General features: G+C 65.5%; 16 protein-coding genes. 7 read left to right on the top strand and 9 right to left on the bottom strand.

All coding sequences use genetic code 11. The annotated features are described in order from the left end of the window. The first annotated feature begins 83 nt into the window (after positions 1-83). Positions 84-1,700 (top strand): alkaline phosphatase family protein, encoded by a 1,617-nt coding sequence (locus GDH07_RS22355; protein WP_152898968.1) that lies wholly within the window; start codon positions 84-86, stop codon positions 1,698-1,700. Positions 1,701-1,935: 235 nt separating this feature from the next. On the opposite strand, the gene GDH07_RS22350 is transcribed toward GDH07_RS22355, so the two are convergent. Next, entirely contained in the window at positions 1,936-2,841 is a 906-nt protein-coding gene (locus GDH07_RS22350; RefSeq protein ID WP_152898967.1) for a TauD/TfdA dioxygenase family protein, read from the bottom strand. Positions 2,842-3,025: 184 nt separating this feature from the next. Here GDH07_RS22350 and GDH07_RS22345 point away from each other — a divergent pair, with 184 nt between their 5' ends. Then, on the top strand, positions 3,026-3,946 hold the full coding sequence (locus GDH07_RS22345; protein WP_022643516.1) for a LysR family transcriptional regulator: 921 nt from the start codon (positions 3,026-3,028) through the stop codon (positions 3,944-3,946). Positions 3,947-4,115: 169 nt separating this feature from the next. Here GDH07_RS22345 and GDH07_RS22340 read toward each other — a convergent pair whose 3' ends face one another. Continuing rightward, positions 4,116-5,138 (bottom strand): ABC transporter substrate-binding protein, encoded by a 1,023-nt coding sequence (locus tag GDH07_RS22340; protein ID WP_152898966.1) that lies wholly within the window; start codon positions 5,136-5,138, stop codon positions 4,116-4,118. 336 nt (positions 5,139-5,474) lie between these two features. Here GDH07_RS22340 and GDH07_RS22335 point away from each other — a divergent pair, with 336 nt between their 5' ends. The 3 genes from GDH07_RS22335 to GDH07_RS22325 are packed head-to-tail and all read left to right on the top strand — an operon-like array spanning position 5,475 to position 9,504. Next, complete coding sequence (locus GDH07_RS22335; RefSeq protein ID WP_152898965.1) at positions 5,475-7,067, top strand: ABC transporter permease; 1,593 nt, start codon at positions 5,475-5,477, stop codon at positions 7,065-7,067. Continuing rightward, positions 7,064-7,879 (top strand): ABC transporter ATP-binding protein, encoded by an 816-nt coding sequence (locus GDH07_RS22330; RefSeq protein ID WP_152898964.1) that lies wholly within the window; start codon positions 7,064-7,066, stop codon positions 7,877-7,879. The genes GDH07_RS22335 and GDH07_RS22330 overlap by 4 nt, the downstream gene beginning before the upstream one ends. A gap of 14 nt (positions 7,880-7,893) precedes the next feature. After that, positions 7,894-9,504: an arylsulfatase gene (locus GDH07_RS22325; protein ID WP_053132796.1), complete on the top strand. Its 1,611-nt coding sequence runs from the start codon at positions 7,894-7,896 to the stop codon at positions 9,502-9,504. Positions 9,505-9,585: 81 nt separating this feature from the next. Here the strand turns inward: GDH07_RS22325 and GDH07_RS22320 are convergent, their stop codons facing one another. After that, positions 9,586-10,659, bottom strand: coding sequence for a fatty acid desaturase (locus tag GDH07_RS22320; RefSeq protein WP_152898963.1), 1,074 nt, complete (start codon positions 10,657-10,659; stop codon positions 9,586-9,588). A gap of 100 nt (positions 10,660-10,759) precedes the next feature. Here GDH07_RS22320 and GDH07_RS22315 point away from each other — a divergent pair, with 100 nt between their 5' ends. Next, the gene (locus tag GDH07_RS22315) at positions 10,760-11,764 is read left to right on the top strand and encodes an AraC family transcriptional regulator (protein ID WP_152899186.1); all 1,005 of its coding nucleotides are present in this window, start codon (positions 10,760-10,762) and stop codon (positions 11,762-11,764) included. A gap of 74 nt (positions 11,765-11,838) precedes the next feature. Here GDH07_RS22315 and GDH07_RS22310 read toward each other — a convergent pair whose 3' ends face one another. After that, entirely contained in the window at positions 11,839-12,528 is a 690-nt protein-coding gene (locus tag GDH07_RS22310) for a Crp/Fnr family transcriptional regulator (protein WP_152898962.1), read from the bottom strand. Positions 12,529-12,628: 100 nt separating this feature from the next. Between GDH07_RS22310 and GDH07_RS22305 the strand changes: the two genes are divergently transcribed. Next, a complete protein-coding gene (locus GDH07_RS22305) occupies positions 12,629-13,153 on the top strand; it encodes an Mpo1 family 2-hydroxy fatty acid dioxygenase (RefSeq protein WP_152898961.1) in 525 nt (174 codons plus the stop codon). Between the two features lie 207 nt (positions 13,154-13,360). Here the strand turns inward: GDH07_RS22305 and GDH07_RS22300 are convergent, their stop codons facing one another. The 5 genes from GDH07_RS22300 to oscA all read right to left on the bottom strand — a co-directional run bounded on the left by GDH07_RS22300 (position 13,361) and on the right by oscA (position 17,496). Beyond that, positions 13,361-14,350 carry a sulfate/molybdate ABC transporter ATP-binding protein gene (locus tag GDH07_RS22300; RefSeq protein WP_022643507.1) on the bottom strand — a complete coding sequence of 330 codons (990 nt, stop codon included), beginning with the start codon at positions 14,348-14,350 and terminating at the stop codon, positions 13,361-13,363. A 3-nt stretch (positions 14,351-14,353) separates the two neighbouring features. Next, entirely contained in the window at positions 14,354-15,223 is an 870-nt protein-coding gene (gene cysW / locus GDH07_RS22295; protein WP_022643506.1) for a sulfate ABC transporter permease subunit CysW, read from the bottom strand. A 13-nt stretch (positions 15,224-15,236) separates the two neighbouring features. Continuing rightward, positions 15,237-16,055 carry a sulfate ABC transporter permease subunit CysT gene (gene cysT / locus GDH07_RS22290; protein WP_022643505.1) on the bottom strand — a complete coding sequence of 273 codons (819 nt, stop codon included), beginning with the start codon at positions 16,053-16,055 and terminating at the stop codon, positions 15,237-15,239. A gap of 90 nt (positions 16,056-16,145) precedes the next feature. Beyond that, positions 16,146-17,156 (bottom strand): sulfate ABC transporter substrate-binding protein, encoded by a 1,011-nt coding sequence (locus GDH07_RS22285; protein WP_053132808.1) that lies wholly within the window; start codon positions 17,154-17,156, stop codon positions 16,146-16,148. Positions 17,157-17,313: 157 nt separating this feature from the next. After that, complete coding sequence (gene oscA, locus GDH07_RS22280; protein ID WP_022643503.1) at positions 17,314-17,496, bottom strand: sulfur starvation response protein OscA; 183 nt, start codon at positions 17,494-17,496, stop codon at positions 17,314-17,316. Between the last annotated feature and the right edge of the window lie 213 nt (positions 17,497-17,709).

Here is a 17,709-nt window from a genome sequence, read left to right as displayed (position 1 = left end):
ATGAAAAGCATGCGGCAAATGCGCTTGCCGGCATCCCCTGGCGAAGGCGAAAACCCTCACCTGTCTTTCGATCGGTGAAGCCCATGTCCCCTACCCCCCAACCCGTGCGCAACGTGCTCTACATCATGTGCGACCAACTGCGCCGGGATTACCTGTCGTGCTACGGCCACCCGCACCTGCATACCCCAAACATCGACCGCCTGGCCGCCGCCGGAGTGCGCTTCAGCCGCGCCTACACCCAAGGCACCATCTGCGGCCCGTCGCGGATGTCGGCCTACACCGGGCGCTACGTCAGCAGCCACCAGGTGGCGTGGAACGCCGTGCCCCTGCCGCTTGAGGAACTGACCCTGGGCGACTACCTGCGGCCCCACGGCATCCGCACCGCGCTGGTGGGCAAGACCCACGCCACGCCCAACCTGGATGCCCAGCAGCGGCTGGATATCGCCGCCGACAGCCCCCAGGCCGAACAGTTGAACGAAGTAGGCTTCGAGCCCTGGTTCCGCCACGACGGCATCTACCCCGACGACCCGCTGTTCGACGACAAGCGCGAGTCCGCGCCCTACACCCACTACCTGCGTGAGCGCGGCTACGCCGGGCGCAACCCCTGGCATGACTGGGCCAACGCCGCGGCCGGCGAGCAGGGGCAGATCCTCAGCGGCTGGAAGATGCGCCACGCGCACCTGCCGGCGCGGGTCGCCGCAGAGCATTCGGAAACCGTCTACACCACTGACCGCGCCATCGATTTCATCCACGAACAAGGCGAGCGCCCCTGGTGCCTGCACCTGTCCTACATCAAGCCGCACTGGCCCTATATCGCCCCGGCGCCCTACCACGCGCTCTACGGTGCAGAGCAGGTACTGGCGCCGGTGCGGGCCACGCCGCAGGAAGCCAGCGACCACCCGGTGTACCAGGCCTTCCGCCAGCACGAAGAAAGCCTGAACTTCTCCCGCGATGAGGTGCGCGCCAACGTGGTGCCCACCTACATGGGCCTGATCAAGCAGGTGGACGACCAGCTAGGCCGGCTGTTCGATGTGCTGCACAGCAGCGGACGCTGGGACGACACCCTGATCGTCTTCACCAGCGACCATGGCGACTTCCTCGGCGATCACTACCTGGGGGAAAAGGAATTCCTGCTGGAGCCGGCGGTAGGCGTGCCGCTGATCGTCCGCGATCCACGGCCAGCGGCGCACGGCACCCGGGGCACGGTGGATGCCCGCCTGGTGGAAACCATCGATGCCCTGCCGACCTTCCTCGAGGCCCTGGGCTTGCCGGGTGCCGAGCACCGCCTGGAAGGCCGCTCGCTGATCCCGCTGCTGCATGGCGCCACGCCACCCTGGCGCCGCTACGCCATCAGCGAATACGACTACGCCTTCCAGGCCCCGGCCCGGGAGCGCCTGGACCAGCCCATCGACCGTTGCCGCATGACCATGGTGCGCAGCGAGCGCTGGAAGTACCTGGCCTACGACGGCTTTCGCCCGCAGCTGTTCGACCTGCAAAACGACCCGCAGGAGCTGCACGACCTGGGGGCCGATCCGGCCTATGCGTCGGTACGCGAAGAACACCTGGGCTACCTGCTGGAATGGCTGCGCGGCCTCAAGCGCCGGACCACCATCAGCCATGGGGAGATCGACCTGCGGGGCCAGCGTTTCCGCTACGGCGAACCGGAGGCGGAGAAGCTGGTGCAGATCGGTGTGTGGTGAGGCGCTGACCTCAAGGACCTCATCGCGGGCAAGCCTCGCTCCTACAAAGGCATATGCCTTCTTGCGTAGGAGCGAGCGGGCGGCGATCCGACTTGCCCGCGAAAAAACGCCAATCCGCCACCGTCCCGAAGCCGCTGCGGCGATTGTGTGGCCTTCAGGACCCTTCGGGCCCTGCGCAGCCTCGCAAGCTCGGCAGCGGCAGGGTTGGTGGTGACCTGCAACCGTCGGGGGGCGTTCAAGCCCCCTTGGTGGTCTGGCTGCGCAGGCCCTGGACACCCACCGGGACGTCGCCCTTGAGGGTCACCCGACGCACGACGCGGTCCTGGCTGCCGTAGTCGTCGACGGCATAGTGCTGGGTCGAGCGGTTGTCCCAGATCGCCACGTCACCGGCGCTCCAGCGCCAGCGCACGGTGTTTTCAAGGCGCGTGACATGGCTTTGCAGCAGGTTGAACAGGTGCGCCGAATCGGCCTGGGAATAGCCCTTGATGCGCTTGACGAAATGCCCCAGTACCAGGCTCTTCTCGCCGCTCTGGGGATGCACGCGGACCACCGGGTGCTCGGTCTCGAACACCGTGGAGGTGAAGATCTTGCGGTAGCGCTCCAGCCGTTCCGCCGAAACGTCGGGCTTGACCGAGGCATAGTCGTACTCGTTGCTGTGCACCGCCCACAGCCGGTCCGCCAAGGCTCGCAGCTCCTCCGGCAGCTCGTTATAAGCGGTGGCGGTGTTGGCCCACACGGTGTCGCCGCCGAAGGCCGGGGCTACCACCGAGCGCAGGATCGAGGCCTTGGGATAGGCGTCGACGAAGGTCACGTCGGTGTGCCAGGAGTTGGCTCGCTGGCCCTGGGCGCCATCGAGCTCCATCAGATAGCGGGTACCGTCACGCACCGGCACGGTGGGGTGGGCCACCGGCTCGCCCAGCAGGTGGGAGAAGGCTTCCTGGCTCTGGTCGTCGAGGTGGGCCTGGCCACGGAAGAAGATCACCTTGTACTGCACCAGCGCCTGCTCGATAGCCTGCACGGTAGCGGCATCGAGCTCGCCGGAAAGTTGCACGCCACGGATCTCGGCGCCGATACGGCCGGCCACCGGGTGGATTTCAAGGGCCTGGACAACGGGTTTGACAGCTAATGCGGCATTACTCATCGAAGACACCCTCAGCGGACTGATCACGGTAGGCACCGCCGCGAAACAACGCTCTATCTATATTCACTTTAGATCTAATAGATAAATACATGCTTCGTTGACGGAATAAGAGCTTGCATTTAAAACCTCATTCCTCACTCGTCGCAAATGCCTTCGAGCTATTTTTCGGATGCCGGGAAAGCATATGGATCTTCGCCAATTGCGTTACTTCATCGCCCTCAACGAGCACCGCAGTTTTGTCCGCGCCGCCGATGCCATGGGCATCACCCAGCCGGCCTTCAGCCGCAGTATCCAGGGCCTGGAGCAGGAGTTCGGTTGCGTGCTGGTGGACCGGGGCAACAAGGACCTGCGCCCCACGCCCGAGGGCCAGGTGGTGCTGCAGCATGCCTTGAGCCTGGTGCAGGGTGCGGCCCTGCTCAGCAGTGAAGTGACCCAGATGACCAAGCTCGATGCTGGCGAGGTACGCTTCGGCTGCGGCCCGGCGCCCGCGGTGAAGCTGGTGCCCGACGCCGTGGCGCAGTTCACCAGCGCCCACCCGCGGGTGCGTACCTGCTTTGCCGTGGATAACTGGGAAAAACTCAGCCGCAGCCTCAACCGCGAGGAGATCGAGTTCTTCATCGCCGACATCCGCCACTTCGAGGCCGACCCCAACTACCAGACCCAGGCCCTGACGCCCAAGCGCGGGGTGTTCTTCTGCCGTCCCGGGCATCCGTTGCTGGCCAAGGAAAGCCTGTCCACCAACGATATGTTCGACTACCCCCTGGCCACCACCCTGATCCCGCCGGGCATTCGCAAGCTGCTGGCCAACCTGAGCGGGCGCATCGATTTTTCGCCGACCATCGAGACCGAGCATTTCCCGGCGCTGGTGAAGATCGTCCGCCAGTCCAATGCCATCGGCGTGGGCACCGCCGAGGCGTTCGCCGAGGATATCGCCCAGGGTTCGCTGGCCCTGCTGCACTGGCGCAACCTGCCGCAGAACATCGACAGCCTGAACGCCCGCTGCGGCATCGTCAGCCGCAGTGGGTTTCGCCTGTCGCCGGCGGCCCGCAAGATGATCGAAGTGCTGGTGAGCGTGGACCAGCAGCAAGTGGCCATGGCCCTGTAGCCGCTGACGAGCAGCGCAAGGCTGCGACCGGGTGCGCAGCGCCCGCAAACCAGGCGACACCGTGCATCAGGCAAACCGCGCAACGGCCCAGGTATCAAGGATCGCTGAAGGTCCTGCGGACCTTGTCGCAGCCTCGCAAGCTCGGCAGCGGCTACATTTCGACCGGGTGCTACAGGCCGGCGGCGGCCAGTTGCGGGGCGACCCATTCGCTGACCTTGAACGGCTTGCGGATCAGCCGCTCCTTGGCCGCCAGGTCCACGGCGTCCTGCAACCGGCCGAGGAACACCGGGTCCAGTGTCGAGGGGAAGATCTCGCTCAGGCGCTGGTCCTTGAGGTCATCCTGGAGAATCACCGGTGGATAACTGGCCAGCCCCGACACCAGTTGGATATAGGCCTCCTTGTTGCTGTCCTGGGTCAGCCATTGCACCGCCTGCTGCTGGGCCTTGAGCAGTTTTTCCACAGCCTCGGGATGCTCGTCGACGAACTTGCCCGCCCCTACCAGCACCGCCTGCACGCTGCCGGCATCGCCCAGGTCCTTGGTACTCAGGGGCAGTTCGGCCAGGCCCTTGCTGCGCAGGGCGGACAGCCCGGTGCTGCCCCAGGAGGCGTCGATTTGCCTGGCCGCCAGGGCCGCCACGGCGGCATTGAAGTCGAGGTTGACCACCTTCAGGTCCTTTTCGCTCAGGCCCCGGCTGGCCAGGGCCGCATCGAACGACAACTGGGTGGCGGTGCCACGGAACACCGCCACGCGCTTGCCCTTGAGGTCTTCCAGGGTCTTGATCCCCGACCCCGGCGCAACCCCCAGGTAATGCTTGACCCCACGGGCCGTGGCACTGAGCAGGCGGGTATCCAGGCCATTGGACTTGCCGATGATGGCCGCCAGGTCGCCGAGGTAGGCCAGGTCCACCTGGCCATTGGCGAAGGCTTCGTTGATCACCGGCCCCGCGCCCTTGAAGAAATTCCACTGGATCTTGATGCCCTGGTCGGCGAAGGCCTTCTCCAGGATCTGCTGGTGGCGCAGCACATCCACCACCCCGCCCGAACTGTGCTGGGTACCGGCGCTGAGGTCGGGCACGGCGATGCGGATTTCCTTGAGTTCGCCAGCCTGGGCCAGCAGCGGCAGGTAGCCCAGCAGCCCGGCCAGGGCCGGCGCGGCCAACAGGCTGATCACACGTTTGAAGGGAAGGTTCATGGGGACGGCTCCTGGAGGGCAAAGGCGTTGAGGAGCCCAAGGTAGGCCCAGCAGGGCAAGGCATTTAAATACTAAAAATTCACATTTTAATAACCGAAAGAAATAAATCAGTCAGTACGGGGCTCCCCCGGGAACATGCGGAAAATGCATGGAAAATATTCTCCAAATGCATTGGATGCGTGGCGAAGGGAAGCCTTAAATGGCTTCTCTTATCGCTCAATAGCATTGATGTGATTTTTAATAGAACACAAATGCATATTGTAGGAGCGATCGGTTCCGCCACGCCTGGACGTGGCCCGCCCCATGCCATGCCGCACCCGACGACGGAGGTCCTCCATGGCCCGTGTTTCCCTGCTCAGCCTGCCCCTGTGGGCACCCTCCGGCCCGCGCCAACACTGGCCGGCGGCCAAGCACCTGCTGCCCTGGTTGCTGCCACTGGGGTTGTTCGGCCTGTGGTGGCTGGCCAGCCGCAACCAATGGATGAGCGAGCAGATCCTGCCGGCCCCGGAACTGGTCTGGAACAGTGCCCGGGAGCTGGCCGCCGGCGAGCTCTGGAGCCACCTGGCGATCAGCCTGCAGCGACTGGGCTGGGGCCTGCTGGTCGGGATCGGCGCCGGCGCCCTGCTGGGTGGCGCCATGGGCTTCAGCCGCCGCCTGGAGCGCCTGGTGTTTCCCACCTTCGGCGCCCTGGCACAGATCCCGACCCTGGCCTGGGTACCGCTGTTCATGGTGTTTTTCGGTATCGGCGAACTGCTCAAGCTGGTGGTACTGCTCAAGGCGGTGGTGGTCCCGGTGACCCTACATACCCTGGTGGGCGTGCGCGACGCGCAACCGCGGCTGCGCGAAGCCGCCGCGGTGCTGCGCCTGCCACCGATCCTGCTGCTGCGGCGCCTGGTGCTGCCCGCCGCGCTGCCAGCCTTCATGGCGGGCGTGCGCCTGGCCCTGGCCACCGGCTGGACCTCGTTGCTGGCGGTGGAACTGCTGGCCTCCAGCGAAGGCATCGGCTACCTGATGGTCTGGGCCAGGCAGCTGTTCATGCTGGATATCGTCTTCGTCTGCATCCTGGTGATCGGCGTGCTGGGCATGGCCATGGATCGCGGCATCGGCTGGCTGGACCGCAAGCTGGTGTACTGGCCGCACCCGGCCACCGCCGAGTTTCGCCGTGGCCCGCGCTACCAGGGCTGGCAGCGCCTGCAACCCTGGCTGCTGCCCCTGGCGCTGCTGGCCCTGTGGCAACTGGCGAGCGAACGCCAGTGGCTGGACGCCAACATCCTGCCCAGCCCCCTGGTGGTGCTGGCCACCACCTTCGACGGCCTGGTCGATGGCAGCCTGCTGGGCGGCCTGGGCCTGAGCCTGGGACGTACCCTCACCGGCCTGTTGCTGGGCGGCAGCCTGGGCCTGGGACTGGGACTGCTGCTGGGCCTGTCGCGCCTGAGCGAGCGCCTGCTGGGGCCGACCCTGGCCGCCCTGCGCCAGATCGCCATCTTCGCCTGGGTGCCGCTGCTTACCGCCTGGTTCGGCCTGGGCGAGCTGGCCAAGTGGGTCTTCGTCGCCCTGGCCGCCTTCTTCCCGCTGTTCATCGCCACCCAGCGCAGCGTCGCCCAGCTCTCGCCACAACTGGCGGAGGCTGCCCAGGTGTTGCGCCTGGGCCTCTGGCAGCGCCTGCGGCGCCTGGTGTTGCCCGGGGCGGCGCCGGGGATCTTCGCCGGCCTGCGGGTGAGCCTGATCTACGCCTGGCTGGGCACCATCGGCGCCGAGTACTTCATGCCGTCCGACGGTGGGATCGGCAGCCAGATGATCAGCGCCCAGCAGCTGCTGCGCATGGACCTGATCATGGCCGGGATGCTGCTGGTGGGCCTGACCGGCGCCCTTATCAACTTCCTTGGGCAATGGCTGGAACGCCACGCCACCCGTTGGAGACACGCATGAATGCACCTCTGGTCAGCTTCAATCACGTGGGCAAGAGCTTTCCCGTCGCCGGTGGCGAACTGGAGGCGATCCGCGAATTCAACCTGGACATCGCCGAAGGCGAATTCGTCGCCATCGTCGGCTCCAGCGGCTGTGGCAAGTCCACCCTGTTACGCCTGCTGATCGGCCTGGACACCGAGTTCCGTGGCCAGATACGCGTCGACGGCAAGGCCGTCGAGGGCATCGGCAGCGAACGCGGCATCGTGTTCCAGGAGCACCGGTTGTTCCCCTGGCTGAGCGTGGCCGAGAACATCGGCCTGGGCCTGGTCAACGAACCCCTGGGCGCCGCCGAACGCCAACAGCGCATCGCCGAGTTCATCGAGCTGGTGGGCCTCAAGGATTTCGCCAAGGCCTACCCGCACCAGCTGTCCGGCGGCATGGCGCAGCGGGTGGCCATCGCCCGGGGGCTGGTGGCCAGCCCGCGCATCCTGCTGCTGGACGAACCCTTCGGCGCCCTCGATGCGCTGACCCGCCAGCAGATGCAGGACGAGCTGCTGGCGATCCGCGAGCGGGCACGGATCACCACGATACTGGTGACCCACGATGTCGAGGAAGCGATCTTCCTCGCCGACCGGGTGGTGGTGATGGAGCCACGCCCGGGGCGGATCAAGCGCGTGGTCGAGGTGGCCCTGCCCCATCCGCGCCAGCGCAGCAGCTTCGACTTCCACCAGTTGCGCGAGGAACTGCTGCACGAACTGACCAGCGACGACCACTACCAGGCCCCGCCACCGGTACGGATCAGCGACCTGCCCTTGACCTTCATTGCTTGCTGAACAGGAGTGACTCGATGCCGCAACGTCCCAACTTCCTGGTGATCCTGGCCGACGACCTGGGCTTTTCCGACCTCGGCGCCTTCGGGGGCGAGATCGCCACGCCGAACCTCGATGCCCTGGCCTTCAACGGCCTGCGCCTGACCGACTTCCATACCGCCCCGACCTGCTCGCCGACCCGTTCCATGCTGCTCACCGGCACCGACCACCATATCGCCGGGATCGGCACCATGGCCGAGGCCCTGACCCCGGAGCTGATCGGCAAGCCAGGGTACGAGGGCCACCTCAACGACCGGGTAGCGGCCCTGCCCGAACTGCTGCGCGAAGCCGGCTACCAGACCCTGATGAGCGGCAAGTGGCACCTGGGGCTGACCGTGGACCGCGCCCCCCACGCCCGGGGCTTCGAGCGCTCTTTCGCGTTGTTGCCCGGGGCGGCCAACCACTATGGTTTCGAACCCACCTACGACGAGCACACCCCGGGCCTGCTCAAGTCCACCCCGGCGCTGTATATCGAGGACGATCGCTTCCTCGACGGGCTGCCGCAGGGGTTCTATTCCTCCGATGCCTTCGGCGACAAGCTTTTGCAGTACCTCAAGGAGCGCGACCAGAGCCGGCCGTTCTTCGCCTACCTGCCGTTCTCGGCGCCCCATTGGCCGTTGCAGGCCCCTGAAGAGATCGTCGCCAAGTACCGCGGGCGCTACGACGCCGGCCCCGAGGCCCTGCGCCTGGAACGGCTGGAGAAGCTCAAGGCCCTGGGGCTGGTGGACGCCCAGGTCGAGCCGCACCCGCTGATCGGCCTGGACGCCGAGTGGGCCGCCCTCAGCGACGATCAGCGCCAGCGCTCGGCCCGGGCCATGGAGGTGTATGCGGCGATGGTGGAGCGCATGGACTGGAACATCGGCCGGGTGGTGGATTACCTGCGCCAGCAGGGCCAGCTGGACAACACGCTGATCCTGTTCATGTCCGACAACGGAGCCGAAGGGGCGCTGCTGGAAGCCTTCCCCAAGTTCGGCCCGCAGCTGTTGAGCTACCTGGACCAGCATTACGACAACCGCCTTCAGAATATCGGCCGGGCCAATTCCTATGTCTGGTACGGACCGGCCTGGGCCCAGGCCGCCACCGCGCCGTCGCGGCTGTTCAAGGCCTTCACCACGCAGGGCGGGATTCGCGTGCCGGCGTTGCTGCATTACCCGCAGTTGCCGCTCAAGGGGCAGGTCAGCCATGGCTTCGGCACGGTGATGGACATCACCCCGACCCTGCTGGACCTGGCCGGCGTGCGCCATCCGGGCAAGCGCTGGCGCGGGCGCGATATCGCACCGCTACGGGGCAAGTCGTGGCTGGGGTTCCTGTCCGGCGAGACCGCGCAGGTACATGACGAGCACACGGTCACCGGCTGGGAGCTGTTCGGCCGCCGGGCGATCCGCCAGGGGCAATGGAAGGCGGTGTACATTCCAGGCCCCGTGGGCCCGGCCACCTGGCAGTTGTACGACCTGGGGCGCGATCCCGGGGAGATCCACGACCTGGCCGGCAGCCACCCGCAAAAGCTGCAAATCCTGTTGCAGGAGTGGCAGCGCTACGTGGACGAAACCGGGGTGATCCTCAGCGAGTCGCCGTTCCAGCCGGACTGATAGCGACCGGGCAATCACCATCGCGGGCAAGCCTCGCTCCTACCGGCCTGGCTTGCCCGCGATTGGCTCAACCATCACACCTCAAGCCTTCACCCCCTGTACCGCCTCCATCGCCGCCTGCTCCTTGGCGGCGAAGCGATTGGCCCGGGTGAAGGTGCCCATGTCGTTGAAACGCACGCCCATCTGCGCCATCACCCGGTGGGCCACCGGCGCGGTCATCTGGCGGATGTAGAAGGGCTCCTTGACCACGAAGTGATGGATGCCGTGGGTGCTGCCGAAGTTGAAGCAGAATGCTTGCAGCGGCCACATCCACCAGGGGTTGAGCACCTGGGTCTGCTGGAGCACGTTGCCCGGCTCGACATCACCGTAGTAGTGCATGTTGGAGCTGACGAAGTGCAGGCAGAAGGTACGCAGCACGTTCGGGCCGACGATCACCACCACGGCGATGTCGATCACCTGCATCAGCGCCAGGGTGCTGGCCGACCACTCGATGGAAGTGCCCAGCAACGCGGCGACGCCATTGGCTCCATGGAAGCCGAGAAACACGTACCAGGCCCCCCAGTGCAACTGCGCCAGGGGAGCATAGGCTGCCATCAGCCGGGCGAAACGCTTGAGCTTGGCCTTCCAGCCCGGCACATGGAGCGTATGGACGAAGGCCGAGATCATGTTGTCGCCCACCATCAGCAGTCGCGCGATGCCCCACGACTCGCCGTTGGTGATGCCACGTTCTTCGACGTCGCCCGCAGTACCCGAGACCTTGTGGTGGTTCAAATGCAATTGGCGGCGTATCCAGGGGTTGATGGTGCTGGGGCGAGCCAGCCAGACCAAACCCATCATCAGGTTATGGGGCACCCGCCGCTTGCGGAAATACATGCTGTGGATCAGGTCGTGCTCCAGTTCGTGGGTCAGCGAAGCGAAGAACGCATTGAGCAGCAGGCAGGCCCACCAGGCCAGGTGACCATTGAGATAGAGCGCCGCGGAACCGACCATGCCGGCCAGGGCGAAGGCCAGGATCGCCGCGCCCAGGGCGTCCTGGTGGCGCAGGAGCGGATAGCGCCGGCGCAGTTCGTCGCCCCGGGCCACGACCACTTCGCGAATATGCGCCGCGCGTTGTTGCGCGTCCATCCGTTCGGGGCTTGCGCAAGTACCGTGCATGATTCCATCCTCTGGGTCAGTGATGTGTGCATCCTGCCCCGAGCCCCGGCCCGGGGCGCTAGCTGTGAACGCCAACCTGTTGACCGGACGCGCCAATCGCATGACCGAAGCCACCTCTCTCGCCAGCTGGACCCGCGCCCTGCGCAAGCAGCTGGATGCCCTGGACCTGGATAGCGCGGCCCTGTGCCGCGAGGCCGGACTTGACCCCCAATTGATGGACAATCCCAACGCCCGCTATCCGCTGTCGGCCACCACTCGTCTGTGGCAACTGGCGGTACAGGCCAGCGGTGATCCGGCCATCGGCCTGCGGGTGTCGCGCTTCGTCAGCCCCACCACTTTCCATGCCCTGGGGTATGCGCTGGTGGCCAGCGGCAGCTTGCGCGAGGTGTTCGAGCGCATCCTGCGCTATCACCAGGTGGTCAGCGATGCCCTGGTTCCGCAGTTGATCCGCGACTCGGACCGCTACCGCTTCGTCCTGAAGATGCCCGAAGGCGCCCAGCAGCCGGCGTTCGAGGCCATCGACGCGTTCGCCGCGATCCACGTGCGCACCTGTCGCAGCCGCCTGGGCCGTGAGTACGCGCCGCTGGCCGTACACCTGCGGCGGCCGCAGCCAGAGGACCCCAGCCAATGGCACCGGGTGTTCCGCTGCCCGGTGCACTTCGCGGCCAGCGAGGATTGCCTGGAGTTTCGCGTGCAGGATTTCGAAAGCCACCTGGACGACGCCAACCCGGAGCTGGCCGAACATAACGAGCAAGTGCTCAAGCGCGCCCTTGCGCAACTGCGGCCGCTGACCTGGGAGCGCAAGGTGCGCGAGGTGATCGAGGCCCAGTTGCCCGACGGCGAGCCGGCCGCCGAGCGGGTGGCCCAGGCCCTGCACCTGAGCCTACGCAGCCTGCAACGGCACCTGGCGGACGAAGGCACGCGCTTCGACACGCTGCTCAACGAATGCCGGGAAAACCTCGCCCTGCTGCACCTGCGCGACCCGGCCTGCTCCCTGAGCGAGATCAGCTACCTGCTGGGGTTCGCCGACGCCAGCAGCTTCAGCCGGGCCTTCAAGCGCTGGACCGGCATGACCCCCGGGCAATTTCGCGACGGCCTGCGCTGATCCCCGAACCGTCCCTGACCTGCATAGAACCAGGCACCGCCAGATGGCGGCGCGTGCCGAGCCTGCGGCAGCGGCTACACGGAACTGGCGAGGGCACGCAGGCGTTCGGCATCGAGGATCTCGATCTCGCCGTAGCTCAGGCGCAGGATGCCCTGGTGCTGCAGGTCCTTGAGGATCTGGTTGGTGGTCTGGCGCGACAGCGAGAGCATCAGCGCCAGCTGTTCCTGGGGCAGTTGCAGCAGGCGCCGGCTCTGGGCCACCTCGCCATAACCGGCGGCCATCGCCAGCAGGCGGTTGGCCACCCGCGCCGGAGCCGGCATCAGGCTCAGTTGCTCCAGGTTGATGAAGGCCAGGCGCAGCTTGTGGCTCATCAACAGGGCGAACTGGCGCCAGTAGACGGGTTGCTCGTCCAATAGCCGCACAAGGCTTGCCTGGGGTACCTGGAGCAAGGTGCAGGCGCCCTCGGCGCAGGCATCGTGGGTGCGCGGCTGGCCATCGAACAGGCAGATCTCGCCGAACCAGTGAGGCGCCTCCACCAGGCTGAGCAAGGCCTCCTTGCCCTGTTCGCTGACCGCGCCGACCCGCACCATGCCTTCGACCACTGCATACAGGCCGCAGGGTGGATCGCCACGGCGAAACAGGTACTGCCCCGGCGCCAGCCGCCGCAGGCGGGCATTGTCGAGCAGACTATCCTGTAGAGAGGCCGGCAAGTGGCTGAACCACTGGCCGGCCATCAGGCATTCGCGCCATTGCTGCATATTCATGGACCGTGTTTTCCCAGGGCATCGCCTTGATTGTCGCCTAGCCGACAGAGCCGTGATCGGGCGTCCGGCATGATCCCGTTACCCCAACGGAGGAACAACAATGAAAAGCCTCGTCGATCACCTCAGTCAATACGCGGCCTATCACCGCGACCCACGCAATATCGCCAGCCACTTCATCGGCATCCCGATGATCGTGGTCGCCGTGGCCGTACTGCTGTCCCGTCCGGCCTGGCCGGTGGCCGGGTTGATGCTCTCGCCGGCGCTGCTGCTGGCCCTGTTCGCAGCGTTGTACTACCTGCGCCTGGAACTGCGCCTGGGGTTATTGATGAGCGTACTGATGGGCTTGTCGGTGTGGGCTGGCCAGGCACTGGCGCAACAGAGCACCCTGGTCTGGCTGGCCAGTGGCGTGGGCATGTTCGTTGTGGGCTGGGTGATCCAGTTCGTCGGCCATTACTACGAAGGGCGCAAGCCGGCCTTCGTCGATGACATCTCCGGGCTGATCATCGGCCCACTGTTCGTGGTGGCCGAGCTGGCCTTCCTGCTGGGCCTGCGCCATGACCTCAAGCAGCAGATCGAAGCACGGGCGGGGGGTGTGCGGGCCAATCCGAAGCGTGCCGCGATCTAGATCGATATCGCAGGCAAAACCGGATCGCGGGCAAGCCTCGCCCCTACAGGTTCGTGTCGTTCGCGGTATTGGCGAACCACTTCGATCCGTAGGAGCGAGCGGGCGGCGATCCGGCTTGCCCGCGATGCTTTAGCAGGCCGTTGAAAAATGTAGGCGAGCCTGTTTTCAACGCAGCGATGGCAACGCAGGTAGTTTTTAAACGGCCTGTTAGAGGTTGGCGACCTTCTGCCAGACCTTGGGCTTGAAGAACAGCGTCTCGCCCTTGGCCAGGCCCACCAGGCTGTCATGGTCCTTCACCACTTCGGCCTCGATCAGTTCATCCTGGCCCTCGACCTTGAGGGTCACCCGGGTGGTGGCGCCCAGCGGGCGGATATCGCGGACCTGGGCGGCGTGGTGGTCCTCCAGCTCCGAACGCGACAGCGACACTTCATGGGGCCGGAACAGCACATGGTTGTCCTCCCCCAGGCGCAGGCGGTTGGAGTCGCCGAGGAAGTGATAGACGAAATCGCTGGCCGGATACTCGTAGACCTCGCCAGGTGAGCCGATCTGCTCGATCACGCCCTTGTTCATCACCACGATGCGGTCGGCCACTTCCATGGCCTCTTCCTGGTCGTGGGTGACGAATACCGAGGTCAGGTTGATGTCTTCGTGCAGCCGCGCCAGCCAGCGGCGCAGCTCCTTGCGCACCTTGGCATCCAGCGCCCCGAAGGGCTCGTCCAGCAGCAGCACCTTGGGCTCCACCGCCAGGGCCCGGGCCAGGGCGATACGCTGGCGCTGGCCGCCGGAGAGCTGCTCCGGATAGCGATCGGAGAGCCAATCCAGCTGCACCATGTTCAGCAGTTCGTGGACCTTCTCGGCGATCCGGCTTTCGCTGGGGCGCTGGTTCTTGGGCTTCATGCGCAGGCCGAAGGCGACGTTGTCGAACACGCTCATGTGGCGGAACAGCGCGTAGTGCTGGAACACGAACCCGACGTTGCGATCGCGCACATCGTGGCCGGAGACGTCCTCGCCGTGGAACACGATGTTGCCGGCATCGGGAGTCTCCAGGCCGGCGATGATCCGCAGCAGGGTGGTCTTGCCGCAGCCCGAGGGGCCGAGCAGCGCCACCAGCTCACCGCTGTGGATATCCAGGTTGATGCTGTCCAGGGCCTTGAAGGCGTTGAAATTCTTGCTGACGTTACGGACTTCGATCGACATGTCTTATTCCTCCGCGGCGCTGGCGCGCAGGCGGTTGATTCGGGATTCGCTCCACTGCTTGAGCAGCAGGATGAACAACGCAAGGATCAGCAACAGGCTGGCCACGGCAAAGGCGGCGACGTGGTTGTACTCGTTGTAGAGGATCTCCACGTGCAGCGGCAGGGTGTTGGTGACCCCGCGGATGTGCCCGGAGACCACCGACACCGCGCCGAACTCGCCCATGGCCCGGGCGGTGCAGAGCACCACGCCGTAGATCAGGCCCCATTTGATGTTGGGTACGGTGACGTGCCAGAACATCTGCCAGCCGTTGGCCCCCAGCAGGCGCGCGGCCTCTTCTTCCTGGGTGCCCTGCTCCTGCATCAACGGGATCAGCTCGCGAGCGACGAAGGGCACGGTGACGAAGATGGTGGCCAGGACGATGCCCGGCAGGGCGAACACGATCTGGATGTCGTGATCCGACAACCACGGGCCGAACAGCCCCTGGGCGCCGAACATCAGCACGTAGACCAGGCCGGCGATCACCGGCGACACCGAGAACGGCAGGTCGATCAAGGTCACCAGGATGCTCTTGCCACGGAACGAGTACTTGCTCACGCACCAGGCGGCGCAGACGCCGAACACCAGGTTCAGCGGCACCGAGATCAGCACCGCGATCACCGTGAGCTTGAGCGCCGACAGCGCGTCGGGCTCGAAGATCGCCTCGAAGAATGCGCCCAGGCCAAGCTTGAGCCCCTGGGACACGACGATGAACAGTGGCAACAGCAGGAACAGGGCAAAGATCAGCCAGCCCAGGCCAATCAATACCCGCCGCGAAGTGGCGTTGCCACGGCGGGCAGCGTTGGCCGACGAGGCGGCGATGGACGATTGGGACATGGTTCGCGCCTCCTTATGGGGTTTCGATACGCCGCTGCAGCAGGTTGATCAGCAGCAGCAGGATGAAGGACACCACCAGCATCAGCACGCCGATGGCCGTGGCGCCGGTGTAGTCGTACTGGTCGAGCTTGACCATGATCAGCAACGGCAGGATCTCGGTCTTCATCGGCATGTTGCCGGCGATGAAGATCACCGAACCGTACTCGCCCACGCCCCGGGCGAAGGCCAGGGCGAAACCGGTGAGCCAGGCTGGCAGCAGCGCCGGCACCAGGATATGGCGGAACACCTGCCAGGGCTTGGCGCCGAGGCAGGCGGCGGCCTCTTCCACTTCACGGGGGATGTCCGCCAGCACCGGCTGCACCGTGCGCACCACGAACGGCAGGGTGACGAAGGTCAGCGCCAGGGTGATGCCCAAGGGCGTGTAGGCGATCTTGAAGCCCAGGTCGGTGGCGAACTGGCCCACCAGCCCGGTAGGCGCGTACAGCGCGGTCAGGGCGATGCCCGCCACCGCGGTGGGCAAGGCGAAGGGCAGGTCGATCATCGCATCGATGATCCGCCGCCCGGGGAAGCTGTAGCGCACCAGGACCCAGGCCAGCAGCGTGCCGATCAGGCCGTTGATGATCGCCGCGCACAAGGCGGTGCCGAAGCTGAGCTTGAGGGCCGCGAGCACCCGGGGTGCCGAGACGATGGCCCAGAACTGGTCCCAGGTGAGTTGTGCGGCATGGACGAACATCGCCGCCAGGGGGATGAGCACAATCAGGCTGAGGTACACCAAGGTGTAGCCCAGCGTCAGCCCGAAGCCGGGTATGACGGGGGAGATACGACGCGACATAAGAGTCCTTGGTTGAACGCAGGTGAAACGCACGAAGCCCCGAAGTGATTCCGGGGCTCCAAGCGATGGCGGTTAGAGTGGCTCCTCCTGTTACTGGGCCTGGTAGATCTGGTCGAACACGCCACCGTCATTGAAGAATTTCGGTTGGGCAGTTTTCCAGCCGCCGAAGTCCTTGTCGATAGTCACCAGCTCCAGTTTCGGGAACTGCTGGGCGTATTTGGCCGCCACGTCCTTGTCCCGTGGACGATAGAAGTTCTTCGCCGCGATCTCCTGGCCGGCCGGGCTGTACAGGTGCTTGAGGTAGGCTTCGGCGATCGCCGTGTTGCCCTTCTTCTCGGCGTTCTTGTCCACCACCGCCACCGGCGGTTCGGCGAGGATCGACAGCGACGGCACGACGATGTCGAACTTGTCGGCGCCACCGTCTTCCTTGAGCGCCAGGAAAGCTTCGTTTTCCCAGGCCAGCAGGACATCGCCCTGGCCGTTGTTGACGAAGGTGATGGTCGAGCCTCGGGCTCCGGTATCCAGCACCGGTACGTGCTTGAACAACTCTTGCACGTACTCCTTGGCCTTGGCTTCGCTACCACCGGCCTTCAGGCCGTAGGCCCAGGCAGCCAGGAAGTTCCAGCGGGCGCCGCCGGAGGTCTTCGGGTTGGGGGTGATCACCGAGACGTCCTTCTTGATCAGGTCGCCCCAGTCCTTGATGCCCTTGGGATTGCCCTTGCGCACCAGGAACACGATGGTCGAGGTGTAGGGCGTGCTGGCGTCGGGCAGGCGCTGCTGCCAGTCCGCCGGCAGGGTCTTGCCGAGCTTGGCGATTTCGTCGATGTCGCCGGCCAGGGCCAGGGTCACCACGTCGGCGCGCAGGCCATCGATCACCGCCCGGCCCTGCTTGCCCGAACCACCGTGGGATTGCTGGATCTTCACGTTGTCGCCGGGGTGCTCCTTCTTCCAGAAGCTTACGAACTCGGCGTTGTAGTCCTGGTACAGCTCGCGGGTCGGGTCGTAGGACACGTTGAGCAGCTCATAGTCCTTGGCTACGGCGGAACCGGCAAAAACGGCGCTGGCGAGGGCAGCCAGGGCATAACGGCGAATCGACGACATGGTAGAGCTCCCGAAATTTTCTAATGTGCTGGCATTTTTCTTATGGCGAATCAGGCTCGCATTCGCGGGCGAACGCTGGGGGACGAACTGGGGGTCATGGGTGACGCCCTCCGGTTGACCAGTCGGGCCTCTCGCTCGCGAGAGGGGGACGCGCGATTCAGCTGGGCTTGTTGCCGGGTTGCTGCAGGCGGAATTTTTCCTTGCGCTCGATCTGCACGACCTGGGCGTTGTGCACGGTGATTTCCACTGCCCCGAAGCGCAGGTCCCGCAGTGCACTTTGAATTTCACGCAAGATGGTTGCTTCGTCCTGTCCGTCGACGCTACGTAGAGATGCGCTCATGGTGTTGCTCCTGAGTGGGATGTGCCGTGCAGTGGCGGCACTGCGGGTGGCGTGGAGCAATAGTAGATAGGCAGGGATATTCTTAAAAATACTATTTAAGAATGTTTATATAACCAGCGGAAATTATTCGGCAGGGCGCGCAGTTACGGGCCCCTGAGTCCGCGCCCACCCTCTTGCGGCCGCTACGCGAAGCACCTGTAGCCGCCGTCGAGC

It is taken from the genome of Pseudomonas piscis (genome assembly GCF_009380155.1).
In the GTDB taxonomy this organism is placed as follows: domain Bacteria; phylum Pseudomonadota; class Gammaproteobacteria; order Pseudomonadales; family Pseudomonadaceae; genus Aquipseudomonas; species Aquipseudomonas piscis.
Note: the sequence above shows the minus strand (reverse complement) of the source record. Positions and strands in the feature narration are given on the sequence as shown.

Coding starts and splice junctions, on each gene's coding strand:
- GDH07_RS22355 (WP_152898968.1), top strand. CDS start 84: ATGTCCCCTACCCCCCAACCCGTGCGCAACGTGCTCTACATCATGTGC.
- GDH07_RS22350 (WP_152898967.1), bottom strand. CDS start 2,841: ATGAGTAATGCCGCATTAGCTGTCAAACCCGTTGTCCAGGCCCTTGAA.
- GDH07_RS22345 (WP_022643516.1), top strand. CDS start 3,026: ATGGATCTTCGCCAATTGCGTTACTTCATCGCCCTCAACGAGCACCGC.
- GDH07_RS22340 (WP_152898966.1), bottom strand. CDS start 5,138: ATGAACCTTCCCTTCAAACGTGTGATCAGCCTGTTGGCCGCGCCGGCC.
- GDH07_RS22335 (WP_152898965.1), top strand. CDS start 5,475: ATGGCCCGTGTTTCCCTGCTCAGCCTGCCCCTGTGGGCACCCTCCGGC.
- GDH07_RS22330 (WP_152898964.1), top strand. CDS start 7,064: ATGAATGCACCTCTGGTCAGCTTCAATCACGTGGGCAAGAGCTTTCCC.
- GDH07_RS22325 (WP_053132796.1), top strand. CDS start 7,894: ATGCCGCAACGTCCCAACTTCCTGGTGATCCTGGCCGACGACCTGGGC.
- GDH07_RS22320 (WP_152898963.1), bottom strand. CDS start 10,659: ATGCACGGTACTTGCGCAAGCCCCGAACGGATGGACGCGCAACAACGC.
- GDH07_RS22315 (WP_152899186.1), top strand. CDS start 10,760: ATGACCGAAGCCACCTCTCTCGCCAGCTGGACCCGCGCCCTGCGCAAG.
- GDH07_RS22310 (WP_152898962.1), bottom strand. CDS start 12,528: ATGAATATGCAGCAATGGCGCGAATGCCTGATGGCCGGCCAGTGGTTC.
- GDH07_RS22305 (WP_152898961.1), top strand. CDS start 12,629: ATGAAAAGCCTCGTCGATCACCTCAGTCAATACGCGGCCTATCACCGC.
- GDH07_RS22300 (WP_022643507.1), bottom strand. CDS start 14,350: ATGTCGATCGAAGTCCGTAACGTCAGCAAGAATTTCAACGCCTTCAAG.
- cysW (WP_022643506.1), bottom strand. CDS start 15,223: ATGTCCCAATCGTCCATCGCCGCCTCGTCGGCCAACGCTGCCCGCCGT.
- cysT (WP_022643505.1), bottom strand. CDS start 16,055: ATGTCGCGTCGTATCTCCCCCGTCATACCCGGCTTCGGGCTGACGCTG.
- GDH07_RS22285 (WP_053132808.1), bottom strand. CDS start 17,156: ATGTCGTCGATTCGCCGTTATGCCCTGGCTGCCCTCGCCAGCGCCGTT.
- oscA (WP_022643503.1), bottom strand. CDS start 17,496: ATGAGCGCATCTCTACGTAGCGTCGACGGACAGGACGAAGCAACCATC.